Origin of the sequence: Amycolatopsis sp. NPDC026612 (genome assembly GCF_040638285.1) — a bacterium.
GTDB lineage: Bacteria > Actinomycetota > Actinomycetes > Mycobacteriales > Pseudonocardiaceae > Amycolatopsis.
Genome location: NZ_JBEZYB010000044.1, coordinates 24,160 through 50,543 on the forward strand (window position 1 = coordinate 24,160; position 26,384 = coordinate 50,543).

General features: G+C 72.4%; 21 protein-coding genes. 5 read left to right on the forward strand and 16 right to left on the reverse strand.

Going from position 1 to position 26,384, the window contains the following annotated elements:
- Positions 1–415: 415 nt before the first annotated feature.
- The 5 genes from AB0F15_RS30505 to AB0F15_RS30525 form a co-directional block, all read right to left on the reverse strand.
- The gene (locus AB0F15_RS30505) at positions 416–1,099 is read right to left on the reverse strand and encodes a ComF family protein (RefSeq protein ID WP_360277683.1); all 684 of its coding nucleotides are present in this window, start codon (positions 1,097–1,099) and stop codon (positions 416–418) included.
- Positions 1,100–1,165: 66 nt separating this feature from the next.
- Positions 1,166–2,887: an LpqB family beta-propeller domain-containing protein gene (locus AB0F15_RS30510; protein WP_360277751.1), complete on the reverse strand. Its 1,722-nt coding sequence runs from the start codon at positions 2,885–2,887 to the stop codon at positions 1,166–1,168.
- Between the two features lie 26 nt (positions 2,888–2,913).
- Positions 2,914–4,638, reverse strand: a complete 1,725-nt coding sequence (gene mtrB, locus AB0F15_RS30515) for an MtrAB system histidine kinase MtrB (protein WP_360277685.1) — start codon at positions 4,636–4,638, stop codon at positions 2,914–2,916.
- Between the two features lie 7 nt (positions 4,639–4,645).
- A complete protein-coding gene (gene mtrA, locus AB0F15_RS30520) occupies positions 4,646–5,323 on the reverse strand; it encodes an MtrAB system response regulator MtrA (RefSeq protein ID WP_005150760.1) in 678 nt (225 codons plus the stop codon).
- A 180-nt stretch (positions 5,324–5,503) separates the two neighbouring features.
- Entirely contained in the window at positions 5,504–5,818 is a 315-nt protein-coding gene (locus tag AB0F15_RS30525; RefSeq protein WP_360277688.1) for a bifunctional 3-phenylpropionate/cinnamic acid dioxygenase ferredoxin subunit, read from the reverse strand.
- A 164-nt stretch (positions 5,819–5,982) separates the two neighbouring features.
- On the opposite strand from AB0F15_RS30525, the gene AB0F15_RS30530 reads away from it, so the two are divergent.
- Both AB0F15_RS30530 and AB0F15_RS30535 read left to right on the forward strand, forming a co-directional pair.
- Entirely contained in the window at positions 5,983–6,768 is a 786-nt protein-coding gene (locus AB0F15_RS30530; protein WP_360277690.1) for an IclR family transcriptional regulator, read from the forward strand.
- Positions 6,769–6,891: 123 nt separating this feature from the next.
- Complete coding sequence (locus AB0F15_RS30535) at positions 6,892–8,970, forward strand: FAD-dependent oxidoreductase (protein ID WP_360277693.1); 2,079 nt, start codon at positions 6,892–6,894, stop codon at positions 8,968–8,970.
- Here AB0F15_RS30535 and AB0F15_RS30540 read toward each other — a convergent pair.
- The 3 genes from AB0F15_RS30540 to AB0F15_RS30550 all read right to left on the reverse strand — a co-directional run bounded on the left by AB0F15_RS30540 (position 8,959) and on the right by AB0F15_RS30550 (position 11,035).
- A complete protein-coding gene (locus AB0F15_RS30540; RefSeq protein WP_360277695.1) occupies positions 8,959–9,612 on the reverse strand; it encodes a dTMP kinase in 654 nt (217 codons plus the stop codon). The genes AB0F15_RS30535 and AB0F15_RS30540 overlap by 12 nt on opposite strands.
- A 62-nt stretch (positions 9,613–9,674) precedes the next feature.
- Complete coding sequence (locus tag AB0F15_RS30545) at positions 9,675–10,463, reverse strand: hypothetical protein (protein WP_360277698.1); 789 nt, start codon at positions 10,461–10,463, stop codon at positions 9,675–9,677.
- Positions 10,460–11,035 (reverse strand): papain-like cysteine protease family protein, encoded by a 576-nt coding sequence (locus AB0F15_RS30550; protein WP_360277700.1) that lies wholly within the window; start codon positions 11,033–11,035, stop codon positions 10,460–10,462. Before AB0F15_RS30550 ends, AB0F15_RS30545 begins: the two co-directional genes overlap by 4 nt.
- Before the next feature lie 247 nt (positions 11,036–11,282).
- Here AB0F15_RS30550 and AB0F15_RS30555 point away from each other — a divergent pair, with 247 nt between their 5' ends.
- Positions 11,283–12,281 carry a hypothetical protein gene (locus tag AB0F15_RS30555; protein WP_091317693.1) on the forward strand — a complete coding sequence of 333 codons (999 nt, stop codon included), beginning with the start codon at positions 11,283–11,285 and terminating at the stop codon, positions 12,279–12,281.
- Between the two features lie 33 nt (positions 12,282–12,314).
- Here the strand turns inward: AB0F15_RS30555 and AB0F15_RS30560 are convergent, their stop codons facing one another.
- A complete protein-coding gene (locus AB0F15_RS30560; protein WP_360277703.1) occupies positions 12,315–12,710 on the reverse strand; it encodes a YjdF family protein in 396 nt (131 codons plus the stop codon).
- Positions 12,711–12,951: 241 nt separating this feature from the next.
- A complete protein-coding gene (gene ahcY / locus AB0F15_RS30565; protein ID WP_360277706.1) occupies positions 12,952–14,424 on the reverse strand; it encodes an adenosylhomocysteinase in 1,473 nt (490 codons plus the stop codon).
- Between the two features lie 91 nt (positions 14,425–14,515).
- Between ahcY and AB0F15_RS30570 the strand changes: the two genes are divergently transcribed.
- A complete protein-coding gene (locus AB0F15_RS30570; protein ID WP_360277709.1) occupies positions 14,516–16,786 on the forward strand; it encodes a hypothetical protein in 2,271 nt (756 codons plus the stop codon).
- A gap of 51 nt (positions 16,787–16,837) precedes the next feature.
- Here AB0F15_RS30570 and AB0F15_RS30575 read toward each other — a convergent pair whose 3' ends face one another.
- From AB0F15_RS30575 to AB0F15_RS30585, 3 genes are all read right to left on the reverse strand, one after another.
- Complete coding sequence (locus AB0F15_RS30575) at positions 16,838–17,539, reverse strand: LPXTG cell wall anchor domain-containing protein (protein ID WP_360277712.1); 702 nt, start codon at positions 17,537–17,539, stop codon at positions 16,838–16,840.
- A gap of 269 nt (positions 17,540–17,808) precedes the next feature.
- On the reverse strand, positions 17,809–19,326 hold the full coding sequence (locus tag AB0F15_RS30580) for an amino acid permease (protein WP_360277715.1): 1,518 nt from the start codon (positions 19,324–19,326) through the stop codon (positions 17,809–17,811).
- A 99-nt stretch (positions 19,327–19,425) separates the two neighbouring features.
- Positions 19,426–20,343, reverse strand: a complete 918-nt coding sequence (locus AB0F15_RS30585) for a cation diffusion facilitator family transporter (protein WP_360277718.1) — start codon at positions 20,341–20,343, stop codon at positions 19,426–19,428.
- 150 nt (positions 20,344–20,493) lie between these two features.
- On the opposite strand from AB0F15_RS30585, the gene AB0F15_RS30590 reads away from it, so the two are divergent.
- Positions 20,494–23,436, forward strand: coding sequence for a BTAD domain-containing putative transcriptional regulator (locus AB0F15_RS30590; RefSeq protein WP_360277721.1), 2,943 nt, complete (start codon positions 20,494–20,496; stop codon positions 23,434–23,436).
- 276 nt (positions 23,437–23,712) lie between these two features.
- Here the strand turns inward: AB0F15_RS30590 and manA are convergent, their stop codons facing one another.
- From manA to AB0F15_RS30605, 3 genes are read right to left on the reverse strand one after another with little or no spacing between them, the layout of a single operon-like run.
- The gene (gene manA, locus AB0F15_RS30595; RefSeq protein ID WP_360277754.1) at positions 23,713–24,942 is read right to left on the reverse strand and encodes a mannose-6-phosphate isomerase, class I; all 1,230 of its coding nucleotides are present in this window, start codon (positions 24,940–24,942) and stop codon (positions 23,713–23,715) included.
- A gap of 54 nt (positions 24,943–24,996) precedes the next feature.
- Complete coding sequence (locus AB0F15_RS30600; RefSeq protein WP_360277723.1) at positions 24,997–26,091, reverse strand: hypothetical protein; 1,095 nt, start codon at positions 26,089–26,091, stop codon at positions 24,997–24,999.
- On the reverse strand, positions 26,075–26,329 hold the full coding sequence (locus AB0F15_RS30605) for a Trm112 family protein (RefSeq protein ID WP_360277726.1): 255 nt from the start codon (positions 26,327–26,329) through the stop codon (positions 26,075–26,077). Before AB0F15_RS30605 ends, AB0F15_RS30600 begins: the two co-directional genes overlap by 17 nt.
- Positions 26,330–26,384 lie beyond the last annotated feature (55 nt).

The window sequence follows — 26,384 nt, forward strand, 5'->3', positions numbered from 1 at the left end:
CACGGTTGTGTTTTGGGGCGGGTTGCAGCCAGGCCCGGCCTGGCTGGGCTCGGGCTGGCTGGGCCCGGGCTGGCTGGGCCCGGGCTGGCTGGGCTGGGGGCCGGACAGTCCGCCAGAGCCGAGCCGCGCACGGCAGGTCGGGCAGATCGGGGCGACGGCAGGGCAGGTCGAACCAAAACGGCCCCGGCCGGCCTGGGCTTAGCCGATCGGGCGGCCGGGACACGCGGCCCCGACCGGCCGAAGCGGCCAGTCCAGTGGCCCCGGCAAGAGCGGCAGTGCGGACCGAGCCAAGCCCCGGCAAGCCGAGCCAAGGCAAAGCGGCCCGCCCCGACCGGTCAGCCTGCGCGCTTCCGGCGCAAGCGTCACAGTGGTCTCATGAACCGTCCTTTCGCGTCCCGCGAAGAGCGGGGCCGGTTCAGCCGGCGGCCAGCAGGGTCAGGACGGCGGAGACCGTAAACCCCGCCGCCGCCAGTGCGGTGGTGCACGCCGCCGCGGTGGCTCCTGTTGTGACCACGTCGTCCAGCACCACGATGTGGCAGCCCGGTGAGGGGCGTCCTGCCTCGCGGAACCGCAGGCGGCCGGCGAGGTTGGCCATGCGTTGCTCGCGGCCCAGGCCGACCGCGTCGCGGGCGGCTCCGGCCAGCTCCAGTGCCGGGGCGACCACGACCTCGATGCCCCGCGCCGCCAGGACGCCGGCCGCGGTGTTGGCCAAACGCTCGATGTGCGGGCCGCCGCGTACTCGCGCTGCCGACGGGCGGCTGGGGGCCGGGACCAGGCAGATCGGCCGGGCCGGAGCACCGCCCCGCACCGCGGGATCCGCCTCCGTCAGCGGCAGCACGACCAGCGCCTCCGCCAGCACCCGCCCCAACGACGGCGCCAGGTCGCGGCGGCCGCGCTCCTTGTACGCGATCAGCAACCGCCTGCCTGCACCGCGATAACGGGACAGCGCGAACACCCGCACCAGCCCCGCCGTGGGCGCGCGCTCCACTTCCCTCGCCGCGCCCCAAACACCCTCGCACCGCGCACAGCACGGCTCACCCCGGGCTCCGCAGGCAGCGCAGCGGGCGGGGATCAGCAGATCGAGCAGTCTCTTCAGCACACGGACAGTGTCCCGACCGCCACCGACAGTTTCGCACGCCCGGACGTCACCCACCCGAGTGAAAGATCAGCCCGGGTAGAAGGGGTCCGCGTCCTTCATCGTATGGCTCTGCGGGCGCCACACCTCGCCCAGCTCCGACGCGATCCACAGCCCGCTGGCGTCCGCGACCACGATGGGGCGGTCGGGGGCCGCCGTCACGCCGTGGACCGTCGGCGTCAGGTTGCTGCTGTTGAACGCGTCCATGCGCTGGCCGTCCACCGTCACCCGGACCACCGGCTGGGACGGCGACTTCGTGACGACCACCAGGGTGTCCTGGTTGATCCAGTCGACGTCGACGACGTCCTGGAGGTCGTGCGGCTGGAGGTTGCGCGGCTCGCGCAGGGACACCGAATCGCCGTTGACGACCACCGAGGCCACCCACAGCTGGCCCCTGATCACCGCGGCGACGCGGGCGCCGTCGCGGGAAAACCGGAGCTCGGCGATTTCACCCTGCTGGGTCAGGTCCGCGGCGTTGACGGACAGCGCCGTCCAGTGGCCGTTCGGGTCGAGCACCATCCGGCCCACCGACAGCCCGTCGACCACCGTCCACACCTCGCCGGTGCCGGGGCGCCACGTCGGGCGGGTCAGCGTGCCGCCGCCGAGGGGGGTCAGCTGCAGGTCGTGGCCGAGGTCGCCGATCCGCAGGCGCAACGCGCCGCCGCTGCGCTCCACCACCGCCAGGCGCTTGCCGTCGATCGACTGGGCGGCGCTCACGACGTCGTACCCGCCGTTGCCCGCCGGACCCGGGACCGGGGCGCCGTCACTGAGGGAACGGATCCGCCCGTCCACCGTCATCAGGCCCAGGAGCTGCAGGCTGATGGACAGCGAAGCGCCGTACGCCGGCAGGTCGTTCAGCCGCCAGTCCGAGTGGTTCGGCACCAGCGGCGCGCCGTCGGCGAGGATGCGGATCCGGGAAGAGGTGACGTACTGCAGGGACAGGACGATCTGCGCGGCGATCAGGTTCCGGATGTCGTCGGGCACCCCCGACAGCCCGGTCAACGGCACCACCAGCGTCCCGTCGTCGAGGCTCTTGACGTTCGTGTCGATCTCGATGGGCTCGCCGAGCAGGTTCTTCACCGCACCGGCCAGGCTCGCCGACGGCCCGCTGACCAGCAGGTCCATCACCCGGCCCGGCAGCCCGGACTGCGGCTTCGCGACGACGTAGCGCCGATCGGGGACGAAGGTGGCCGACGACTCCGAGTAGAAGCTCACCGGCACCGGCGTGTAGTTCTCGCTGAAGTCGGACTCGGTCGCGTAGAGGTCGGGCGGCGGGTCGACGATCCGCCACTGGCCGTTCGCCTGCTTGCGCACCTTCATCTGCAGCAGCGCCGAGCTGTGGTCCGGCACGAACGCGCTGTTCTGGTCGAGCGTGCCGATGTCGATCCCGCGCACGTTGACGACCTGCGTGTTCGGGTCCGGCGGCGGGCTGGTGTCGTAGACCGTGCCGAAGGTGTCCTGGATGATCGTCAGGCTGCGGCTCGGCCGCCAGCTCGCACGGCCCTGTTCGTCCAGGTAGGCGCGGGCGGCGGCGTTGTTCTGCCCCGGCTTGAGCGTGGCCCCGACGAAAGCGCGGACCAGCGACAGCGGGTCGATGCCCGGCGGCGGTTCCGGCACCACGTCACCCGAGCTCTGCCCCTGGCGTTCGCCGGGGACCACCACGGGCTGCGATTCCAGCGGCACGTTCGCGCAGCCGGCGAGCAGCACCAGGCACAGGAACGCGCACAGCAGCCGCGACCACCGCCGGGCCACCCCGGCCCCCCGGAAAGCCTGTCGTTTCACTGACCGATTCCCTCACGTTCGGCGAAGATGGCCTCCGGCGCCGGCGTGACGTCGATGATCCCGAGCGGTACCTCGCCGGCGAAGCGGTCAGGCGGCGGCAGGACCAGCGGCGGGGCGCCGGCGGGCACGTCCTGCTGCCGCGGCAGCAGGAGCCGGAAGCAGGCGCCGTGGCCGGGCTCGCCCCACGCGTCGAGTTCGCCGCCGTGCAGGCGCGCGTCCTCCTGGCTGATCGCCAGGCCGAGGCCGGTGCCGCCGGTGCGCCGGTTGCGCGACGGGTCGGCGCGCCAGAACCGGTTGAACACCAGGTCCGCCTCGCCGAGCCGCAGGCCGACGCCGTGGTCCCGGACCGTGATGGCGACCGCGGTCTCGTTGGCCGCGACGGTGAGCACCACCGGCTTGCCCTCGCTGTGGTCGACGGCGTTGGCGAGCAGGTTGCGCAGGATCCGCTCGACGCGCCGGGCGTCGACCTCGGCGACGACCTCCTCGTCCGGCAGCACCAGCTCGACCGAGCTGCCCGCGTTGCCGGCGATCACCCGCACCTGCTCCACCGCGCGGGTGGCGATCGGGCGGACGTCGATGAAGTCCGCGGCCAGCTCCTCGACGCCGGCGTCGAGCCTGCTGATCTCCAGCAGGTCGCCGAGCAGCGCCTCGAACCGGTCGAGCTCGTCGACCAGCAGCTCGGTCGACCGGGCGAGCCCGGCCGGAAACTGTTCGCGGGAGGCGTGCAGCACGTCCGCGGCCATCCGGACGGTGGTCAACGGCGTGCGCAGCTCGTGCGAGACGTCGGAGGTGAACCGGCGCTGCAGGCCGCCGAACTCCTCGAGCTGGCGGATCTGGCGCTGGATGCTGGCGGCCATCTCGTTGTAGGACACCGCGAGCTTCGCCAGGTCGTCCTCGCCGAGCACGGCGAGCCGCTGGTCGAGGTCGCCGCCGGCGAACTGCTCGGCCGCCGCGGCGGCTTGGCGGACCGGCCGCACCACCTGCCGCGTCACCAGGTTCGTGATGGCCGCCAGCAGGAGCAGCAGCACGAGGCCGCCGACCAGCAGCGTGTTCTGCACGGTCGAGACGGTGTTCTGCTCGGTCGTCAGCGGGAACAGCAAGTACAGCTGCAGCGGGCTGGCGACGGTGTTGAGCGGCGTGCCGACGATCAGGTACGTCGTGCGCCCGCCGGTGGCGTCGGGGACGGTGTGCTCGAGCCAGCTCATCTTGTCGGCTTCGACGAACTGGCGCAGCCGCGGCGGCACGTTCTCGAACGGGCCCGCGAACTGCGGCTCGTTGCCGGACTGGTCGCGCCCGCCGCTGGCGAGGACCGGGACGAACGTGCCCGCCGCCGAGCCGGCCGCGTCCTGGCTGGTCGGCGTGATCGCGATCTTCTTCAGCGCGTTCTCGAGCCGGTTCTTCAGCGCTTCCTGGTTCTCGGCGCCGAGGCCGACCAGCTCACCGGCCGCCGTCTCCGCGGCCGCGCGGGTCTGCGCGAACGCCGCCTCGCGCTTGGTGTCCAGCAGCCGATCGGTGATCTGGTTCTGCAGCACCATGCCCAGCACGAAGACCACGGCCGAGGACAGCGCCAGCGTCGACACGGTGACGCGGAACTGCAGCGAGTGCTTCCACAGCTCGTTGAACGCGACCGCGCGACGGCGCGCGAAAACGACGACACGCCGCACCAGGCGTGCCGTCGAAAGCGCCGACGCGGGGAGCCGTCTGCCGGTCTCCGTGGTCATGGAGCCATCACGGCGGGCCGGCCTTGTACCCGACGCCGCGAACGGTCAACACCACCTCGGGGTGTTCCGGGTCCTTCTCGACCTTGGACCGCAGCCGCTGGACGTGCACGTTCACCAGCCGGGTGTCGGCCGCGTGCCGGTAGCCCCACACCTGCTCGAGCAGCACCTCGCGGGTGAACACCTGGCGCGGCTTGCGGGCCAGCGCCACCAGCAGGTCGAACTCCAGCGGGGTCAGCGGGATGGCCTTGCCCTCCCGCGTCACCTCGTGGCCCGGCACGTCGATCGCAAGGTCGCCGATGGTGAGCGATTCCGCGGGTTCGGCCTCCGTGCGGCGCATCCGGGCCCGGACCCGCGCGACCAGCTCCTTCGGCTTGAACGGCTTGACGACGTAGTCGTCGGCGCCGGACTCCAGGCCGAGGACGATGTCGACGGTGTCGCTCTTGGCGGTGAGCATGACGATCGGCACCCCGGATTCGGCGCGGATCGCCTTGCAGACGTCGATCCCGTTCATCCCGGGCAGCATCAGGTCGAGCAGGACGAGGTCGGGTTTCAGCTCACGCAGCGCGGGCAGCGCGCGTGAGCCGTCGGCGACCACGGCCGTGTCGAACCCCTCCCCACGGAGCACGATGGTGAGCATCTCCGCGAGGGCGGGGTCGTCGTCGACCACGAGAACACGTGCCTTCATGTCCACATGTTCGCACTAGTTCGGACGCCCGCACGCACGACCCGCGTGTTTGACCACCAGAAAGATCAAGATCGCGAAGCTCGCCTGCTCCATCCGGGTGCCGGTACCGGCGGTTTTGGGCGGTCCGTGAAGGCCGCGCCGGGGTGCCGGCACGACCCTCACGGACCTTGTGAGGAGGGCTCAGGGAACGGACGGCACGAGCGCGTCGACGTACACGACGCCGTCGGTGACGACCACGCGGTGCGTCCGCACGGGGGCCTTGGCGGGCAGGCAGGTGGGCGCGCCGGTGCGCAGGTCGAACCGGGCGGCGTGCAGCGGGCACTCGACGAAGCAGCCTTCGAGCCAGCCGTCGGCGAGCGAAGCGTCCTGGTGCGTGCACGTGTCGTCGATGGCGAAGAAGCCGTGCTCGGTGTGGAACACCGCGATGGGAGCGGCCCCGTCGAGGCGGAGGGCTTCGCCTTCGGGCAGGTCGGTGACGGCGCAGGCGCGGATCATCGGGTCCTCCGGTAACGACTGGCAGGATGCCGGGACGGTACGTGAAAGTTGCGCACTACGCGACGCTGCGCTTCTTGCGCAACAATCCGACGCCGAGGGCGTCCTCGTCAAGGGATTCGCCCACTCAGCCGATAGGAACCCCGCAAAACGGATACTGTTGCGCTATGCGAAACCAGGACTCGGGCAACGCAACTCAGAGCCAGGTGCAATCGGTCGACCGGGCGATCAGCGTGCTGGAACTGCTCGCGCGCAACGGCGAAACCGGCATCACCGAGATCGCGGGCGAGCTGGGCGTCCACAAGTCGACGGCGTCGCGCCTGCTCAGCGTCCTGGAGACGAGAGGCCTGGTCGAGCAGCTCGGAGAACGCGGGAAGTACGCGATCGGGTTCGGCATCGTCCGGCTGGCCGGCGCCGCGACCGGCCGCATGGACCTCGCGAAACTGGGCCGGGCCAGCTGCCTCTCGCTGGCCGGGGAACTGGGCGAGACGGTGAACATCGCCATCGCCGACGACGGCGTCGCCATCAACATCAGCCAGGCCCGTGGCTCGGCCGCGATCACCACGCAGAACTGGACGGGCCAGCGCACGCCGCTGCACGCGACCTCCAGCGGGAAGATCCTGCTGGCGTACATGGGCGAAGCCGACCGCAAGCGCGTGCTGAAGCGGAAGCTGGAGCAGTACACCCCGCGCACGACGGTCGAGCCGGAAGAGCTGCTGACCGAGCTGGAACGGGTCCTCGAAGACGGCTACGCGGCCTGTTACGAGGAGCTCGAACTGGGCATGCACGCCGTCGCCGTGCCGATCCACGGCCCGGGCGGGGACGTGATCGCCGCGATGAGCGCTTCCGGTCCCTCGTACCGGCTTTCGAAGCAACGCGTGAAGCAGATCGTGAAGCCGATGACCGAAGCAGCGGAAGAACTTTCCGCGCAGCTGGGCTACTTCCGGGACTAGGGGTACCGCCTGGGTCACGGGGTTCAGCCGAGCTTGAGCGGCACCGTTTCGGGCGCTTGACACTGCGTCGCGCGTGACGCACGTTGTTGCCGAAGACGCAACTTCGCCCGGAGGGACCCGCCCATGGCAGCACGGCCCCGGGTGGTCGTCCTCGGCGCCGGTCTCCTCGGCTGGGCGCTCGCCGACGAGCTGACCGAGCGCGGCTGGACCGACGTCACCGTCTTGGGCGGCGGCGGCGCCGCCGCCGACCAGCCGGGCCTGGTGTTCCGCACCGACGCCGACCGGACGCTGACGGAGTTCGCGAAGTACACCGTCCGGAAGTGCAGCGGCCTGGACGGCCCGTGGTGCTTCAACCCGGTGGGCAGCCTGGAACTCGCGACCACCGCCGGCCGGCTCGCGGACCTGCGGCGGTGGCACGGCTGGGCCACGTCGTGGGGCGTGCGCGGCTTCCTTCGCACGCCCCGCGAGTGCGCCGACCTGCACCCGCTCCTCGACGAAACCCGCGTTCTCGGCGGCCTCCACGTCCCCGGCGACGGTCTCCTGCACCCGCGACGCGCGGCGGAAGCCCAGGCACGGCGGGCGAAAGCCCGGGGCGCCCGCTTCGCCGTCGAAGACGCCGTGGCGATCGCCCGGTCGGGCGGGCGGGTGACCGGCGTCGTCACCGCGGCCGGGCGGTTGCGCGCCGACGTCGTCGTGTCGTGCGCCGGCGCGGGGAAGCTCGTCGGCCTCAGCGTGCCGCAGGTGCCGCTGCCCCACGAGTACGCGATGACGTCACCGGTGCCGGAACTGGCCGGGCACAACGACGAACGCGTGCAGGCGGGCAAGCCCGTGCTGCGTCACCTCGACACCGGGATGTACGTCCGCGAGCACGTCGACCGGCTCGGCATCGGGATGGCCGTCGCGGCCGATCTCCTGCCCGCCCTCCGCGACGCCGAGGTCGAGACCACCACGACGCTGGTGCTCCCCGGCACCCCGGACGGGAGGCCGCTGCTGGGCGAGCACCCGGAACTCGACGGTTTCTGGGTGGCCGAGGCCGTCCGCGCCGAGCACTCCGCGGGGGTCGCGCGCGAGCTGGCGCGCTGGCTCGTCGACGGGCAGCCGTCGCTCGCCCTGCACGGCTGCGACCTCGCCCGGTTCGCGCCGTCGACCCGGTCCACCGCGGATCCCGTGCGGACCAGCCCGTTCCACGAACGGCAAGCCGCGCTGGGCGCGGACTTCCGGAACGCAGGCGGCTGGGCGCGGCCGGAGTGGTACCAGCACGGCAAGAACCCGGCCGCCGAAGCGCTCGCGGCCCGTGAGCGCGTCGCGATGGTCGACCTGACTTCGGTGCCGCGCCTGGCGGTCACCGGACCGGGCGCCCTGCCCTTCCTGCAGACCATGACGACCGGCGACCTGGCGAAACCGCCGGGCACCGTGACGGTCACCCTGCTGCTCGCCGAAGACGGCGGCGTGCGCGGGTGCCTGACCGTGGCCCGGCTGGGCGAGGAACGGTTCCACGTCGGCGCCGGCGGTCGCCTGGACTTCGACTGGCTGCGGCGGCACCTGCCCGGCGACGGCGCCGTGCAGATCCACGAGACCACACCCGGCACGTGCGGCCTCGGCCTCTGGGGCCCGCTCGCCCGCGAAGTCCTACCGGAACTGTCCACAACGGACTTGTCCGCCGAGGAGACCCACGTCGGCGACGTTCCGGTCGTGGCGCTCCGGCTGTCCACTGTGGGCGAACCGGGGTGGGAACTGCACACGACGGCGGACTTCGGCCGCCACCTGTGGGACACGCTCCGGGACCGCGGCGTCACGGTCGCCGGCCACCAGGCGTTCCGGTCGCTGCGGCTGGAAGCCGGCGTTCGCACCTCCGGCGTCGACTTCACCACCGAGCACGACCCGTACGAGGCCGGGCTCGGGTCCGCCGTCCGGCTGGACAAGGGCTACTTCCTGGGCCGCGACGCGCTCGCGGGACGCTCCGAAGCGACGGTGAGCCGCCGGTCGACGCGGCTGGTGACCGACGATGCCGTCCTGGACAAGGAACCGGTGTACGTCGACGGCCGTCCGGCCGGCTACGTCACCAGCGCCGGTTACGGCTTCAGCACGCGCGAGAACATCGCGTACGCCTGGCTTCCCGTGGAGTACAGCGGTTCCGGGACACCCGTGGAGATCGAGCACTTCGGCACGCGCGTCGCGGGGAGGGTCCGGCTACTGCCCTAGCAGCGTCGCCGCCAGCGCTTCGAGGTCCACGCCCGCGACGCCGTCCAAGACGTGCCACGGCGCCAGCCAGCCCGACGCGGCCAGTTCGTCGTAGACGGCCGCGCACCGCCGCTGCAGGCCGTCGTCGGTTTCGAAGGCGTCGCGCTCGCGGCCGGTCTCGCTCTCCGCGCGGCGTTCGGCGCGCTCGGCCGCCACCGCCGGCGCGACGCGCAGCAGCAGGTGGGCGTCCGGGCGGGGCAGGCCGAAGCGGTCGACCTCCAGCTCCCACACCCACTTCACGACTTCGCCGGCCGCGTCCTGCCGCAGGCGCGCGGCCGCGTACGCGGCGTTGGAGGCGACGTACCGGTCGAGCAGGACGACGTCGTGGGTGTCCCGCAGCGCGCGGATCTCGTCCGCGGCGCCGCTGCGGTCCAGCGCGTAGAGCATGGCCATGCCGTAGACCGAGTCGGCGAGGTCGCCGTGCCCGCGGTGCAGCGCCTCGCGGACGAGGTCGGCGTGCACGCTCTTGCCGTAGCGCGGGAACGCCAGCGACGCGACACTCGTCCCCTTGGCGCGCAGCGCCGCCGTCAGCCCGTCGGCCAGCGTGCGCTTGCCCGCGCCGTCGAGCCCTTCGATGACCACCAATCGACCCACGGGCGTCACAGTAACGGTGGTGGACCGACGGGCTCGGCGGAAGGGGATCGACGCCGAGCCCGCCGGTTCGTCTAGGCGGGGTTCCGCCGCAGGTGGAGCACGTAACCGGCGCCGCTGACCGCGAGCACGCCGGCGAGGATCAGCAGCGGCACCCAGCCGGTGTCGTGGCCGGACGGTGCCGGGCCGCCGTCGCCGCGGGGCATCACCTGCGAGGTGGCGTCGTAGCCGCCTGCCTCGCCGTCGCGGGCGTAGACCGAGCCGGGGAGCTTGTCGGCGTAGCGCGCTTCGACGGTTCGCTGGTAGCCGGCGACGGTGACCGCCGCGTTGGTGACCGCCGTGTCGGTGGCCGCCGCGTTCGTGTCCGACAGCGGTGTGACGCGGCCGTCGCGCACCGCGTACCAGGCGTCGACCTGCGGCTCGTGCAGCAGCTGGGCGCCTGCGGGCAGTTTCCGGGCGTACTCGCCCTCGACGTCACCCGAAGCGATGTTGCCGATCTGCCAGCTGCCGTCGTCGCCGCGGACCGACCAGAGCGTCGCGGTCCGGCCGTCGGAGGCGCGCGCGGGGATCGCGAAGTAGGCGAACTCGCCGGGCGCCGCGCCGGGCCGGCCCGCGACGAAGTCCGGCGAAAGCTCGTACACGGGGTAGGCGTCCGGCGCGATCTGCACCGAGACCGGCTCTCCGGCACCCGGCGCCTGGGCGAAGAAGCGGGCCAGGACGTCCTGGAGCTCCGCGGCCGCGCTGTGCGCCGCGAAAGCGTCGGCGCTGCTGATGCCGGCGGCCTGGGCCGCGCCTGACACCGGAGCCGTCATCAGCAGCGCCGCGCCGGTCAGCACGGCGAGCACCAGCACCCGCCTGCTCATCGGGCGATCCCGGTGAGCGTGTGCGTCCAGGTGAAGGACGAGTTCCGGGTGTAGTACCCGTACGTCGACCAGTTGTAGCGCTTGGCCGGACCGGGGTCGGCCCAGAACACCCAGTCACCGCTGGTGTCGTAGCCGTAGAGGACGTGCACGTGCCCCCCGCCCGAGCGCCAGCCGACCCGAGTCTCGATCGGACGGTCCGCCGCGGTCTGCGTCCGGATCGCCGCGTACGGGATGCGCCGGTCCAGGTAGCGGCCCGGCGAGGTGAAGCCGAGCCGGGCGAAGGCGTGCTGCGGATCGGCGAGCGTGCCGGGGAGGTTCGCGCAGTCCACGCCGGTCTCGCCGTGCGCGAGCTGGCAGAACCGCGTCTGGCTGACGACCGCGCCGTGGTAGGCGGCGATGGTGTTGCCCGCACCCGCCCAGCACCACTGGTTCTTCTGCTGGAGCTGCAGCACGATCTGGTTCCGGTACGTCGACGGCACTCCGGGCGCGGCTCCGGCAGCGGCCGGCGCGACCAGGCACAACATCAGGCACACGGCCAAGGTGGCGTGAACCCGGCTCGACTTCACCAGCACAGACGGCCTCCTGCGGAGGAGTGGGCGAACCAGCGGTGGTCACAACGGTGAACAACGCGGTCACAAGGAGCAAGAACGCCATCCGGCGGAACGGACCGTTCCGGGGCCCGGCCGGAACGCGGAACAGTCACCACAACGAGGCCAACCACCCTGAACGGGGGTCGGCACCGCCACCCTACGCTGCTAACGTGAACGTTCCGCGGTGTTCACGCCCAGCGCACACACTGGTCGGGTGAAGGGACGAGCGGTGGTACAAGACGGGAACCTCCCACTGATCATCGATGGCGCCCGCACGACCCGGGCATCGGTCGCCGAGCTGCCGAAAGAGCTGACCGAGGCACTCCGCACCGGCGAGTTCCACCACGCCCTGCGGCTGGCGATCGCCTACCGCGGGCTGTCGCTGGCCCGGCTGCGCGCCCATCTGGCGCTGCGCGGGGTCCAAATCGGACAGTCGACCCTCAGTTACTGGCAACGCGGGCTGCGGCAGCCCGAGGTGCCGAAGGCGCTGCCGGCCGTCCGGGCCCTGGAATCGGTCCTCCAGCTGCCCGCGGACGCCCTGGTGGTACTGATCGGCCCGCGGCTGGTCCGGCGCGGCCACCAGCCGGCGGCGTCGTTCCACGACCTGCGCTCCGGCGACATGGGGTCGATCGTGGAGGACCTGCTGGCCGAGCTGGGCGCGTACCCGTCGTCGAACCACTACAACGCCGACCTCGAGCTGCTGTCGGTGCACGACACGATCACGTTCGACGCCGAACACCGCCAGGTCAGCCTGCGCACCCGGCTGGTGACGCGCGCCCGGCGGCACGGCCCGGACCGGTACCTGACGGTGTACAACGGCGACCCCGGCTGCCGCATCGACGACGTCGAGCTGATCACCGACGAGGGCTGCCGGGTGGGTCGCATGCGCCGCAACCCGGACGCGGACACGATGGCGACCGAGCTGCTGTTCGACCGCAAGCTCGCCGAGGGCGACATCCACGTGTTCTGCTTCGAGGTCCGCGACGATTCCGGGTCGGCGTCACCGGGTTACTACCGGATGCTGCGGGACCGCTGCGCGAGTTACCTGGTCCAGCTGCGGTTCGACCGCAACGCGCTACCGGCCCGCTGCACCCGCCAGGTCCGCGCCCGCGACGACGCCCTGCCGGTGGTGGCGGAAGAGCTGGCGTGCGACATGGGCGGCGTGAGCAGCGCGTTCTTCAGTGACGCCGGCCCGGGGCTGGCCGGGGTCGCCGTCGAGTGGAACTAGGCCGCCCCCGGCCCTCCAGTCACGCGCGAGTCGCTAGTGGCCGCGGTGTTTGGCGCGGGACTTCGCCCTGGCCATGGCCCGGCGGCGGCTGGCTTCCGCCACCGCGCGGCGTTTGCGGGCCGCCTTGTTCTCCGCCGCCCGCTCGGTGAGCGCGTCGCGCAATGCGCGCTGCGCCGCCGTGCCGATCCCGGGTTCGTCGCGGGACTTCGCCAAGCGCTTCGGGCGCTGCTCGGCCGGCACCGGCGGGGCCGAACGGGCCCGGTCCGCGAGACGGACGAACCCGTGTCCGGCCGCGAAGGCCGCCAGCTCGGCGTTGTTCGGCTCGGCACCGAAGATGTGGCGTGCGGCCCGGACCAGGCCGTCTTCGTGGATCTCGTAGACGCCGACCCAGAACTGGCCGTCGTGGTACAGCGTGAACACCCCGTGCATCGGAAACCTCCAGGCGTGACGGATCAGCCTGGCGTCACCGGTTTCCCGCCCATCAGACAGGACAACGGGCCCTTCAGGGCCGCCCGGACTACCTACCGGGCCGTGAGGTTCGTGAAGCCAAGAAACGCGCCCAGCCTACCCGGACACGTTCCCGCTCACCACGAATTGTTGTCGCAAGGCAGCGCAAAGGGCCGCCCCGAAACACGTTCGGGGCGGCCCTGACCAGCTAAAACGCGAGAACTCAGTACCGGTAGTGCTCCGGCTTGAACGGGCCCTCGACGTCGACGTCGATGTACTCGGCCTGCTCCTTGGAGAGCTTGGTCAGCTCGCCGCCGAGCGCGTCGAGGTGAATGCGAGCCACCTTCTCGTCGAGCTTCTTCGGGAGGCGGAAGACCTCGTTGTCGTACTCCTCGTGCTTGGTGAACAGCTCGACCTGCGCGATCACCTGGTTGGAGAAGCTGTTCGACATCACGAACGACGGGTGCCCGGTCGCGTTGCCCAGGTTGAGCAGCCGGCCCTCCGACAGCACGATGATCGTGTTGCCGTTCGGGAAGATCCACTCGTCCACCTGCGGCTTGATGTTGATCCGCCGGATGCCCGGGTAGCGGGCGAGGCCCGCCATGTCGAGTTCGTTGTCGAAGTGGCCGATGTTGCCCAGGATCGCCTGGTGCTTCATCTTCGCCATGTGCTCCACCAGCACGACGTCCTTGTTGCCGGTGGTGGTGATGATGATGTCGGCCTCGGGCAGCACGCTCTCGAGCTTGCGGACCGCGTAGCCGTCCATCGCCGCCTGCAGCGCGCAGATCGGGTCGATCTCCGTCACGATCACGCGTGCGCCCTGGCCGCGCAGCGACTCCGCCGCGCCCTTGCCGACGTCGCCGTAGCCGCAGACGACCGCGACCTTGCCGCCGATCAGCACGTCGGTGCCGCGGTTGATGCCGTCGATCAGCGAGTGGCGGATGCCGTAGCGGTTGTCGAACTTCGACTTCGTCACCGCGTCGTTGACGTTGATCGCCGGGAACAGCAGCTCACCGGCCGCCGCGAGCTGGTAGAGCCGCAGGACGCCGGTGGTGGTCTCCTCGGTGACGCCGCGGATGCCCTCGCCGATCTTGGTCCACTTGCCGGTGTCGGCCGCGACCGAGGTGCGCAGCAGCTCGAGGAACACGCGGAACTCGTCCGAGGTGTTCTCGTCCGGGGTCGGCACGACGCCGGACTTCTCGAACTCGGTGCCCTTGTGCACCAGCATGGTGGCGTCCCCGCCGTCGTCGAGGATCATGTTGGGACCCTCGCCGTCCCAGGTGAGCATCCGCTCGGTGCACCACCAGTACTCTTCGAGCGACTCGCCCTTCCACGCGAAGACGGGGACGCCCTTGGGCTCCGCGGGCGTGCCGTGCGGGCCGACGACGATCGCGGCGGCCGCGTGGTCCTGTGTCGAGAAGATGTTGCAGGACGCCCAGCGCACCTCCGCGCCCAGCGCCACCAGCGTCTCGATCAGCACCGCGGTCTGCACCGTCATGTGCAGCGAGCCGGAGACACGCGCCCCGCGCAGCGGGTAGACCTCGGCATATTCACGGCGCAGCGCCATCAGTCCCGGCATCTCGTGCTCGGCGAGGCGGATCTCTTTGCGGCCGAATTCGGCGGCATCGAGGTCGGCGACGGCGAACTCGATGCCGTTGCGGGTCTCGTGCCGCTTGGCAACGCTTTCGGGGGTCATAGTGGCGTTCCTCCAAGACTCGATGACCCCCGAACACTACCGTTGTCCGCTCGACTGTCCCTAGAATGGTTAGGAGGCCCTTACTGTGCCCATGCCCGGACCGGACACCCGCGTCGTGGAAATCCGCGTCGCCGGGCTCGTGGGCACCAGCGGGGAAACGCTGCTCGACGCGGTTTCGACCGTCGACGTCGCCGGTGACGGCCTGGGCCGTGTGATCCGCCCGGCGGACCGGCTGCGCCGGCCGGCACCCGGGCCGGTGCTGCCGGCGCTGGGCCGGTCGATCCCGCGGACCCTCGAGGGCTACCTCTGGCACGGCATGACCTCCGGCGGCGCCGCGAAGGCCACCTGGGCGCTGCTGTTCCCGTTCTCCCTGGCCAACGTCGCGTTCTGGATGCTGCCCCCGGTCGCACCGGGCCGGCGGCTCGCGCGCGTCCTCGGCGCCGTGTGCCGCGGCCTGCTGCGCGTCGGCGCCCTGCTGCTGACGATGCTGCTGATCGGCCAGCTCGCGGCGATCGCGCTGGACCTGTTCGCCGCGCAGTGCCTCGCGCCCGGCTCGGGCTGCCTGCCCGCGGTCCCCGATGCGCTCCGCACGGCCGGCGCCCGGATCGCCGTCGGCGTGCTGCCGCTGCTGGCCGTGATCTTCGTGCTGCACCGGATCTCCTCGGCGAACTGGGCGGTGCACGCCGACGGTGACCTGACCGGCGGCCCGCTGCGGATGCGCGCCGGCCCGGAGACCCCGGCGCTGCGCTGCCTGCACACCGTTGCGGCGCTGGCCGCGGTCGCGTTGCTGCTGCTGGGCGGGCCGTTCCGGGTGCCGGGCGACAGCTTCGGCGTGGTCGTCTGGATCAGCACGCTCGCTGTGGTGCTCGCCACCGTCGCCGCCGCCGCGATCGGCGTCGACACCGGCCGGTTCGCCCGGCCCGGCGTGCTCGCCTTCGCGAGCCTGCTGGTCGTCGTGGCCGCGGTGCGGCTCGCGCTTGCGCACGGGCCGGGTCCGGGACCGCTGCCGGGCACCAACGCCGTGGTCGAAGGCCTCGGGGCGGCCCTGGTCGCCGTCACGGTGCTGTTCGCGCTGTTCCTCGCCCCGGCCGCGCTGCTGGCCCGGCCCGGCTGGCAGCACAAGCCGCGGCGGCTGCGGCCGTGGATGGGTGGCTGGGCGGCCGCGCCGGTGCTCGCGCTGGCCGGCTTGCTCGGCGGCGGCTTCGGTGCCGGTCTCGCCGAGGCCCTCCGGCGCCTGTCCGGTGCCGAGCACCTGGCGGTGCCCGACACGTACTTGCTGGTCACCGTGCTGTGGGGCGCCGGGCTCGCCCTGGCCGCGGTGCTCGGTGTGCTGGGCTTCGCGGTCGCCGTCCCGCTGCGCCGGCTGCGGCGCGGCGTCCCGGAGATCGTCGAGCTGATGGAGCACGACGAGGAACAGGAGGCCAAGGCCGCGGCGGCGTGGGCGCGGTCGGCGTGGGAACGGCGGCACCTGCACCACCTGGCGCTGGCGGTGGCGTCGGCGATGTCCGCGGGCGGGGCGGCCCTGCTGGTGCTGCGGTTCGGGTTCGGGCTGGTCCCCGGCTGGTTCGGCCCGCTGTCCGGGATCGGGGTGCTCGCGCTCGGCGCGCTGGCCGCGGGCCTGCTGCGTGTGGTCTACACGGCCGCGCGCACCCCGCAGCGCAGCCGTCACCTCGGGGCGCTGGCCGACCTGGTCTGCTTCTGGCCGCGGGCGGCGCATCCGACGGTGCCGCCCTGCTACGCGCTGAAGGTCGTCCCGGAACTGGCCGCGCGGGCACGCGAGCATCTCGCCGAGCCCGGCACGCGCGTGGTGCTCTCCGGGTACAACCTCGGCAGCCTGCTCACGCTCATGGCCGCTGCCCGGCTGGCGGCCGAACTGCCGGAGGCGGACCTCGAACGCGTCGGCGTGCTCACCGCCGGTTCCCCGCTGCAGTGGGGCTACCAGCGCGCGTTCCCGGCGTTGCTGCCGCAGGAAGCGCTGGAACGGCTCTTCGCCGGCCTCGACGGCCGCTGGCGGGCCCTGTGCCGCGGCACCGACATCTTCGGCGGCGGCGTGACGACCTGGCGGCACTCGGTCGCCGACCGGCGGCTGCACGGCGTCGGCTTCCTCCCGGACGGCGGGTACGGCCCGGTGTCGGCGACCGCCGACGGCAACGGCGTCCTCATCCTCGGCGGCGATCACTGGCTCCCGGATCCACTGCGCGGCCCGACCGGGCGGCACCGCTGGGCACCGGGGGTGCTCAAGCACCAGGACTACGTGGTCGACGCCGAATGGGACCACGCCGTCGCGATGGCCGCCGGCCTCGGCAAGCCGTCCTGGGGTGAGCAGGGATCGCTCTTCGGGGACTTCTCCCCGAAACGGTGAAAGCCCCTCGCGCGCGGAGCGAGGGGCCTTCGACCGTGAGCTAGCTCAGCTTCACTCGGAAGCCTTGCGGCGGAACTTCAGCAGCGCGAGCAGACCGCCACCGGCGGCCAGCAGCAGGGCGCCGACCCAGATCAGCCAGCTGTTGTCGAACCCGGTGTTGGCCAGGCCGCCACCGGTGCCCGACTCGTTGCCCGCCGGGACGACGGCCGCGGCGGTCGTGCTGGCCGGCGAGACGGAGGTGTCCGAGGTCGCCGGGGCGCTCGGCTTCGTGGTCGTGGTGGTGGACGGCGCGGACGGCTTGGTCGGCGCCGTCGTGGTCTCGGTCGGCTTCTGGGTCTTCTTGCCGCACAGGAACCACTTGTCGATGTTCGGCTGGCGGCCGCTGTAGGCCTTGGTCGCCTTCAGGTCCGTCCAAGGCGCGGACTCGGAGAGCTTCTTGCCGCCCTTGCCGGCCTTGCCGGGGACGTACTCGTTGAAGCCGTCGTCGCCACCGATGACGACGATGCGGGTGACGGTCACGCCGTCGTGCACCTTGGTGATGGTCAGGCTGCTCTTGCCCTCCCCACCGGTGAAGTCGACGTCGCCGTGGTCGAGCTTCTGCCCGTCTGCGCACGGGGCGTGGTTGCGGTCGGGGATCGGGTTCGAGCGGCCGTCGTCGCTGTAGCAGGCGAGGGCGGAACCGGCGGTCCCGATCAGGGCAGCGGTGGTGAGCGCCATGATCGCGACGGCGCCGCGGAAGGAACGTCTGCGCATGAGTTCTCCAGTACCGAACGGGGGAGGATCGGCAAAATCGGGGGACGCGGCACCACTGAACGTGGGAATCACGCGGCTGTAATTCACCCGTCTGTGGCACACGAAGGATCGAAAGGTATCGCACGTCACCCAGCCGCTTACAGGGGGTCCCCCTTCGCGCACAAATCGCAAGATCCTCTTGATCAAGCCGTAACCTCGCATTACGCAACCAAACGCAAAAAGCCCCGTCGACCTGGGCGTCCAGGCCGACGGGGCTTTCCTCGCGCAAGTCAGGCTTCGGGGGCCTTCACGGGCTCTTCGGCCTGTCGCTTGCCGAGCAGCGAATGACGGCGGCTGTACCCGAAGTAGAGCACCACGCCCAGCACCATCCAGGCGAAGAACCGCAGCCAGGTCAGCACGGTCAGGTTCAGCATCAGCCACAGGCAGGCGAGGATGGCCAGGATCGGGATCAGCGGCACCAGCGGCACCTTGAACGCGCGGGGCAGGTCGGGGCGCGTCCGGCGCAGGATCAGCACGCCCGCCGAGACAAGCACGAACGCGAAGAGCGTGCCGACGTTGACCATCTCTTCGAGCTTGTCCGCCGGGAAGAAGCCGGCGGCGACCGCGACCAGGCCGCCGACGATGAGGGTCGCGCGCTTCGGCGTGCCTGTCTCGCCGGTCTTCGCCAGCCCGCGCGGCATCAGGCCGTCGCGCGACATCGCGAAGATGATCCGGACCTGGCCCAGCATCAGCACCATGACGACGGTGGTCAGGCCGGCCAGCGCGCCGAAGGAGATGATGTTGGCCGCCCAGTCGACGCCGTTCGCGGAGAACGCCGTGGCGAGGGTCTTGTGGCTGCCGTCGCCCGCCTTGGTCGCGAGGTCCTTGTACGACGTCATGCCGACGACCACGAGCGACACGGCGACGTACAGCACGGTGACGATCGCCAGCGAGCCCATGATTCCGCGCGGCACGGCCTTCTGCGGGTTCTTGGTCTCCTCCGCGGTGGTCGCGACGATGTCGAAGCCGATGAACGCGAAGAACACCAGCGAAGCGCCGGCCAGCAGGCCGAAGACGCCGAACGAGCTGCTCGCGCCGCCCGCGATCAGGGAGAACAGCGACTGGTCGATGCCCGTCTGACCCGCCCCGCCCGTCTCGCCCGGCGGGATGTACGGCGTGTAGTTGGCGCCCTTGATGTAGAACAGGCCGAGGATGATCACGAACAGCACCACGGCGACCTTGATCCCGGTGATCACCATCGAGACCCGCGAAGACAGCTTCGTGCCGACGACCAGCAGCGTCGTCAGGACGGCCACGACGAGCAGCGCGCCCCAGTCGACGGTCACGCTCCCGATGTCGAACGTCGTCTTGGTTCCCTTGCCGAACAGGTAGCCGAGCACCGTCTCGAGGTACACCGACCAGCCCTTGGACACCGCGGCCGCGCCGACAGCGAGCTCGAGGATCAGGTCCCAGCCGATGATCCACGCCATGAACTCGCCGAAGGTGGCGTAGGAGAACGTGTACGCGCTGCCCGCGACCGGCACGGTCGAGGCGAACTCCGCGTAGCACAGCGCCGCCAGCGCACAGGCGATCGCCGCGAACACGAAGGCCAGCGAGACCGACGGCCCGGCGTAGTCCCCCGCGGTGCGCGCGGTCAGCGTGAAGATGCCGGCGCCGATGACGACGGCGACACCGAAGACCGTGAGGTCCCACGCGCTGAGGTTGCGCCGGAGCTTGGTATCCGGCTCATCAGTGTCCGAGATGGACTGTTCGATCGATTTGGTGCGCCACAATCCCGTTCCGGGCACGGTTGACCTCCTGCGGCTGGCCTGCGTGTATCGCGGTAGGTCACCCTATCGGGTCAGGTCCGTGACGGCTCGCCGAACGATCCCGAAGTGGATCTTGAACTACTCCGCGAGGCTGCGGTCCAGGTCCGGTTCGAGGTAGATCAGCTTCGCGACCGGCACCTTGGCGCGGACGCGGGCCTCGGCGTCGTCGATCGCCATCGCCAGCTCGGCGGTGTCGAGGCCCGGCACCAGCGCCAGCTTCGCCGCGACCAGCAGCTCGTCCGGACCCAGGTACTGGGTGCGGATGTGGATGACGCGCTCGACCTTGCCCGCCGCGAGCTCGTCGACGATCGTCGCGAGGACGCCCTCGTTGGCGCCTTCGCCGATGAGCAGGCTCTTCATCTCGACGATGAGGATGATCGCGATGACACCCAGCAGCGCGCCGATCGCGAGGGTGCCGACGCCGTCCCAGACCGGGTCGTCGGTGGCGATCGACAGCCCGACACCCAGCAGCGCGAAGACGAGGCCGAGCAGCGCGCCGGCGTCCTCCAGCAGCACCACGGGCAGCTCGGGCTCCTTGGCCTGGCGGATGAAGCCCCACCAGCTCACGTCGCCCTTGATCTTCTTCGACTCGCCGACGGCGGTGTAGAAGCTGTACCCCTCCAGGCCGACCGCGACCAGCAGGATGACCACGGCGACGATCGGCGATTCGAGCGGCTCCGGGTGGCCGATCTTGTGGATGCCTTCGTAGATCGCGAACGCGGACCCGAGGGTGAAGAGCATCAGCGCGACGATGAAGGAGTAGAAGTACCGGTCGCGGCCGTAGCCGAACGGGTGCTCCTCGTCCGCCGCCCGCTTCGACGTCTTCTGGCCGAGCAGCAGCAGACCCTGGTTCGTGGTGTCGGCCAGCGAGTGCACGGACTCGGCCAGCATCGACGACGACCCGGTGACGAGGAAGCCGGCGAACTTCGCCACCGCGATCCCGGCGTTGGCCCCGAGTGCCGCGATGATCGCCTTGGTTCCGCCTCCAGCTGACACGACCGCTCCCCGGGTAGGTCCTGAATGTCCGGGTGGAGCCTAATGGGAGCGCGCGGCGGGGACCGGTCCGGCCGGGCCGACCGCAGCCACCGGTTCTGTCGTACCCCTTCGCTACCGTGGATTTTCCTGCTGATCACTCGGGAAGGTGACATGGCGCACTTCGCCGTGCTCGGTCCGCTCGCCGTCGAAAGCCCGCCGGGCCGGTGGGCGGCCCTGCGCGGTGACCGGCAGCGCACGCTCCTGGCCGTCCTGCTGCTCAACGCCAACCAGCACGTCCCGGTGGACGTCCTGGTCGAGGCGCTGTGGCCGGCCGGGCCACCCAAGTCCCACACCTCCAACCTGCACACGTACCTCTCGCGGCTGCGCGAGCGCATCGACGGCCTGCGCGTCGAGCACGGCCCGCCCGGTTACCGGCTGCGGGTCGAGCCGGACGAGCTGGATCTGCTCGTCTTCCGCTCCGCCGTCGCCGAGGGGCGGCGGACCGCGGATCCGGCGGCCGCGGCGGGGCACTACCGGCGGGCGCTGGCGCTGTGGCGGGGGCCGGTGCTGGCCGGGCTGCACGTGCCGAGGCTCGACGCCGACGTCGCCCGGCTGGAGTCCGAACGGCTCGCCGCGTTCGAGGACTGCGTCGACGCCGAGCTGACCGCCGGGCGCCACGGGGAGCTGACCGGCGAGCTGCGGGCGATGCTCTCCGAGCACCCGCTGCGCGAGCGACTGGCCGCCCAGCTGATGATCGCGCTGCACCGGGCCGGGCAGCAGGGCGATGCGCTGGAGGTCTACCGGCGGCTGCGGGCCACGCTGATCGAGGAGCTCGGCGTCGAGCCCGGGTCGGAGGCCCGCCGGGTGCACGCGGCCGTCCTGCGCGGCGAAGACCCGGTGCCGCGGCTGCCGCCGGCGGTGTGGCCGGTGTGCCAGCTCCCGCCGGACATCGGGGACTTCACCGGCCGCGACGCCGAACTGGCGGAGCTGACCGGCGTGCTCGGTGCCGGTGCCGGCGTCCCGGTCGCGGTGCTCAGCGGCGAGCCGGGTGCGGGCAAGAGCACCCTCGCCGTGCGCGCCGCGCACCGGCTGCGCGCGCGGTTCCCCGACGGCCAGCTGTACGTGCCGCTGGCCGGCCGCGACATCGGGGAAGTACTGGCCGACCTGCTGCGCGCGCTGGGCGTCCCCGGTCCCGCGGTGCCGGACGACGCGCTGGCCCGCGCGGCGGTGTTCCGCGGCAGGCTCACCGACCGGCGGGTGCTGGTGGTGCTCGACGACGCCACCGACCCCGGGCACGTGCGCACCCTGCTGCCGGGCACGCCGGGCTGCGCGGTGCTCGTGACGAGCCGGCGGCGGCTGAGCGGGCTCGCCGGCGCGCACCGGCTCGCCCTCGGTCCCCTGTCCGGCGCCGACGCCGCCGAGCTGCTGAACCGGCTGGCCGGGGCGCGGGTGACCCGGGAGCACGCCGACGCCGAGCGGATCGTCACGGCGTGCGCGCGGCTGCCGCTGGCCCTGCGGATCGCGGGCAGCAGGCTGGCCATCCGCCCGCACCTGCGGCTCGGCGAGCTGGCCGACCGGCTCGAGGACGAGGTCCGGCGCCTCGACGAGCTGACCGTGAGCGACCTGGCCGTCCGGAGCAGCATCGCGCTGAGCTACGAGGGGCTGCGACCACCCGCGCGGCGCGCGTTCCGGCTGCTCGGCCGGTGCCGCCTCGCCGACCTGCCGTCCTGGGCGGTCACGACGCTGGTCGACGACCCGGACGCCGACGAGGCGGTCGAAGAGCTCGTCGAAGCGAGCCTGCTGGAGGCCCGGGGAGCGGACGCGACCGGCGAAGGCCGGTACCGGATGCACGACCTCGTCCGGCTGTACGCCGCGGAGCTCGGCGATCCGGCGCCCACCGAGGGGCTCCGGACGGTGCTGGCGGCGACACTCGCCCTCGCCGACGAGGCGGCGGCCCGGCTGCCGCGCACGGTGCCGATGCCGTCGCCGGCCCACGAGCCGCCCGCGCAGCCGTTGCCGCGCGAGCTGGTGGAGCGGCTGCTCGCGCGGCCGGACGACTGGTTTTCCGCCGAGCGCGCGAACCTCGTGCTGCTCATCGGCACGCTCGGCGCGCGGGACGCGCTGCTCCTGCTCGACCGGCTCGGCGTCTACCTGTACCTGCACGGCCAGTACGCCGACATGCGGGCGGCGTACGAGACGGTGCTGGTCGCCGCGGCCGAAGACCCGCCGCTCGCGGCGGTCGCCGAGGCCACCCTGACGCTGCTGCGCCACGCCCGCGGGCAGTACGAGGAGGCCGCGGTCCGCTACCGCGCGTGCGCGAAGGAGCTCGAAGCCCACGGCGACCGCCGCGCCCACGCGTGGGTTTCGGCGAACCTGGCGCACTGCCTGATCGGGCTCGGCCGCGCCGAAGAGGCCCTGCAGACGGCGGCCCACGCGCGCGAACTGTTCACTGTGGACGGTTCGGCCGCGGAGCTCGGGTGGGTGCGGGCCGCGGAGTCGGCCGCCCTGCTGCGGCTCGGCCGGATCGCCGACGCCCGCGAGGTCGACCGGACGGCGCTGGCGGCGGCGCGTGAAACCGGCGACGCCCGCGTCATCGGCGAAGCCTGGCACGGGTACGCGTGGTCCTCGCTGCTGACGGGCGACGATCCCGGCGCGGCGGCGGCGATCGCGGAGTCGGTGGCTCTCCTGCGCGGCACGATGGCGCGGTCGGCGCTGGCGAAGTCGTTGCGCACGCTGGGCGCGATCTCGGCGGCGACGGGGTCCCGGGACGTCGCGACGGCGGCGTTCGGAGAAGCCCGCGAGCTGGCGCGGGAGCTGGACGAGCGCCCGCGCGAGCTGTCGTGCACCCGGGCGCTGGCGGCGGCCTGGATCGGCGAAGGCCGGGCGGCCCAGGCGATCCCCGTGCTCCGCGCCTGCCTCGACGAGTTCCGCGAAATGGGGGGCCGGCCGGCGGCCGGGCTGACGTGGCTGGTGCTCCACCGGGCGTACGAAGCAACAGGAGACGACGAATCGGCCGCGGAAGCCCTTGCCGAAGCCGCCGGCCTGCTCGACCCGCGCGACGCCAGCGCGGCTGCCCTCCGCCGGGCCCTGCTCGCGCTCACCGAACCGGCCTGACGGGGTGGGTGGTGCCCGAACCGGCCTGACGGGGTGGTGCCGCCCCCGCGACACCATCCGCCTCGCCTGCGCGAGGGGGCTACCGAGGTGGTGCCGCCCCCTCGCGGCACCACCTCAAGCCCACCGACGCCGGGCGAATCCGACCGGCGCCACCCCCAGCGGACCCGCGGCGCGCATCACCGCACCAGGGTCCCCCCTTGGGGTCGATCGTGGCGGACGCCGCCACACGGAACGCACACAGAAACTCCCGGACGCGTGTGCCGGGTCTCCGGGTCGTCAGTCCTCGCAGGTGCCCGCGGTGGCGCGGAAGAGCTGGGCCCGGCCGCCGTCCAGGGGGCGAATCCTGACCGGGGGGTCGGCCGCCGGCAGCCACACCGACTGGCCGCGGCGCAGTTCGACCTTCTCGCCGTCGTCCGCGGTCACCAGCAGGTCGCCCGCCGTGCACAGGAGGATCTGCGGGCCGACGCTGTCGACGGAGATCTCGTCGTCCTGACCGGGTGCCCACTCCACCCGCGACAGCTCGAACTCCGGCGCGTCGGTGCGGTACACCGCCAGCCTGTCGCCCACGTCACCGCACTGCACCGGCATCTCGCCGCACGCGAAGTCGACCACGCGCAGCAGCTCCGGGACGTCCACGTGCTTCGGCGTCAAACCGCACCGCAGGATGTTGTCCGAGTTCGCCAGGATCTCCACGGCCGTGCCGTGCAGGTACAGGTGCAGGTTGCCGGCCGGCAGGTAGATCGCCTCGCCCGCGCGCAGCGTCAGGCGGTTCAGCAGCAACGCCGCCAGCACGCCCGCGTCGCGCGGGTGCGCCTCGCCCAGCTCGAGGATCGTCCGGCACTCGACGGCGAATTCGCCGTGCTCCCGGACGTGCCGGACGCAGGCGTCCAGCACGTCCGGCAGCAGGGCGTCCAGCGACGACTGCGGCAGCGTGATCCACGTCGTGAACAGCGCCCGCAGCCCGGACGAATCCGGCTGCGCCTCCAGGAGCCCGGTGTACTTCCCCAGCCCGGGCGTCTCGATGGCCTTCAGCAGCTTCATCGTGCGGTCCGGGGCGCGGAATCCCGCCAGTGCGTGGAACTCCGTCAGCGCGCAGACCAGCTCCGGCTTCGCCGTCGGGTCGGGGTAGTTGCGGTTCGACGCGTCCCGCGGGATGCCCAGCCGCTCCTCGCGGGCGTGCCCCTCCGCGGCCTGCGCCGCCGACGGGTGCGCCTGCATCGACAGGGGCTCCTCCGCCGCGAGGATCTTCAGCAGGAACGGCAGGCGCCCGCCCCACCGCGTCGCGCACCGCTCGCCGAGCTGCGTCACCGGGTCGGCGTCCACCAGCTCCAGCAGGCTCCGCTCGGTCCCGTCCGGGCCGATGACGTGGGAAGGGTCACCCGGGTGGGCGCCCATCCACAGCTCGGCCTCGGGGTGCGGCGCGGGTACCGGACGGCCCAGCAGCTCGGGGATCGCCGTTCGCGATCCCCAGGCGTAGGGCCGCACCGCGTTGCGCAGCAGCTCCACTGTCACCTCAACTCCACTCCTTCGGCACCGGCCGCGGCCGGTGCTAGGCGGGTCTCACGCCGTCGCGGGCGCGAAGCGACCCGCGCCGCCGATGCTGCCCGCCGCCAGCCCGAGATAGACCGCCGCCAGTTCGAACCGCAGTGCCAGCACCGCGGCCCGCACGATTTCGTCGGCCTCGATCTCCTCGGCCGGCGCGATGACGTCCGCACCCGGCAGCAGATCCTCGGCCTGGTAGCGCGCCGCGTCCGTGGCCGGACCGGTCCGCACCGAGAGCAGCAGCACCCGGGTGGGGATGTCACCAGAGGGATCGTCCGGATCGGCGAAGATGTCACGCTCGGCGCCGGCCGACTGCGCCGCCCGCCGCAACGCGGGGCGCGCCAGGGCCTGACGATAGTCCTCGACGTCGCACACCGTGGCCGCGTGGGCGGCAAATGCGTGCGCAGCGTGTTCGCCGACGGCGACCGCAACCGGGTCCAGCCCCCACAGCAGCGGCACGCGGTCGGCGACCCGCAGCGCGAGCGCCTTGGCCGGGTTCGCGAACGACTCCCGCGCCAGATAGTCCTTTTCGGCTTCCAGGTCCAGCTGGTCGGCCAGCACCTGGACGTCGGAGATCAGCAGGCCCAGCGCGTTCGCGGTGAGCAGCCCGGCGGCCAGGCCGCGCGGGAACGCCAGCTCCGCCGGCACCGGGACGCGCGGCGCCAGCAGCAGGCCCTTACCCGCCACCGCGGCCGCCACCGGGCCCTCCGCCGGCCCGGAAAGCACCACCGAAGCGCCGTAGCGGGCGGCGCGCTCCAGCGACGCGGCGAGCTCACGGTCACCGGGGTCGTCGGTGTGCGCGAACACGACGTCGAGCGCGCCGATCCAGCTCGGCACCACCTCGGCGACGACCACCGGGACCGGGCACGACGGCGCCAGCAGAGCGGCCAGCAGCCGCGTGAGCGTGCGGCTCACCCCCGGCCGGTCGATCAGCACGACGGCGCGCGGGCGGCCCAGGTCGAGCCGCTCGGACAGCTCCAGCTCGGCGGCCATCTCGGCGGCCGCCCGCACCTGGGCGCCGGCCATCGCGGCCGCACGGAGCAGCCCCGCGCTGTCGGCCTCGGCCAGCCGCGCGGGGTCGTCGAGCAGCGTGTCGTCAAGCACTGTCGGCATCGGAGCTTCCGGTGTCACCGGGCGCACCGCTGGGCGCCGGACCGCTTTCCGACGGCACGGTGGCTTCGTCGAGGAGCAACACCGGAATGCCGTCACGGACCGGGTACACCCGGCCACACTCCGTGCAGGTCAGTGCGTCGGCCTCGGGGTTGCCCGGCGCCCCGGGACGCAACGGGGCGTGGTCGGGCGACGGGCACGCCAGGATCTCGAGGAGCTGGGCGTCGAGCGTGATGGCCATGGTTCCTCCATACCACGCAGAGGGCTGTGATGAAGGGCACCTTCCGGACACGGTT

Bases quoted from the DNA above. Each gene is read 5' to 3' on its own strand.
- mtrB (WP_360277685.1), bottom strand. From the start codon at position 4,638: ATGACCACGGAGACCGGCAGACGGCTCCCCGCGTCGGCGCTTTCGACG.
- mtrA (WP_005150760.1), bottom strand. From the start codon at position 5,323: ATGAAGGCACGTGTTCTCGTGGTCGACGACGACCCCGCCCTCGCGGAG.
- AB0F15_RS30525 (WP_360277688.1), bottom strand. From the start codon at position 5,818: ATGATCCGCGCCTGCGCCGTCACCGACCTGCCCGAAGGCGAAGCCCTC.
- AB0F15_RS30530 (WP_360277690.1), top strand. From the start codon at position 5,983: ATGCGAAACCAGGACTCGGGCAACGCAACTCAGAGCCAGGTGCAATCG.
- AB0F15_RS30535 (WP_360277693.1), top strand. From the start codon at position 6,892: ATGGCAGCACGGCCCCGGGTGGTCGTCCTCGGCGCCGGTCTCCTCGGC.
- AB0F15_RS30545 (WP_360277698.1), bottom strand. From the start codon at position 10,463: ATGAGCAGGCGGGTGCTGGTGCTCGCCGTGCTGACCGGCGCGGCGCTG.
- AB0F15_RS30560 (WP_360277703.1), bottom strand. From the start codon at position 12,710: ATGCACGGGGTGTTCACGCTGTACCACGACGGCCAGTTCTGGGTCGGC.
- ahcY (WP_360277706.1), bottom strand. From the start codon at position 14,424: ATGACCCCCGAAAGCGTTGCCAAGCGGCACGAGACCCGCAACGGCATC.
- AB0F15_RS30570 (WP_360277709.1), top strand. From the start codon at position 14,516: ATGCCCGGACCGGACACCCGCGTCGTGGAAATCCGCGTCGCCGGGCTC.
- AB0F15_RS30575 (WP_360277712.1), bottom strand. From the start codon at position 17,539: ATGCGCAGACGTTCCTTCCGCGGCGCCGTCGCGATCATGGCGCTCACC.
- AB0F15_RS30590 (WP_360277721.1), top strand. From the start codon at position 20,494: ATGGCGCACTTCGCCGTGCTCGGTCCGCTCGCCGTCGAAAGCCCGCCG.
- AB0F15_RS30600 (WP_360277723.1), bottom strand. From the start codon at position 26,091: ATGCCGACAGTGCTTGACGACACGCTGCTCGACGACCCCGCGCGGCTG.
- AB0F15_RS30605 (WP_360277726.1), bottom strand. From the start codon at position 26,329: ATGGCCATCACGCTCGACGCCCAGCTCCTCGAGATCCTGGCGTGCCCG.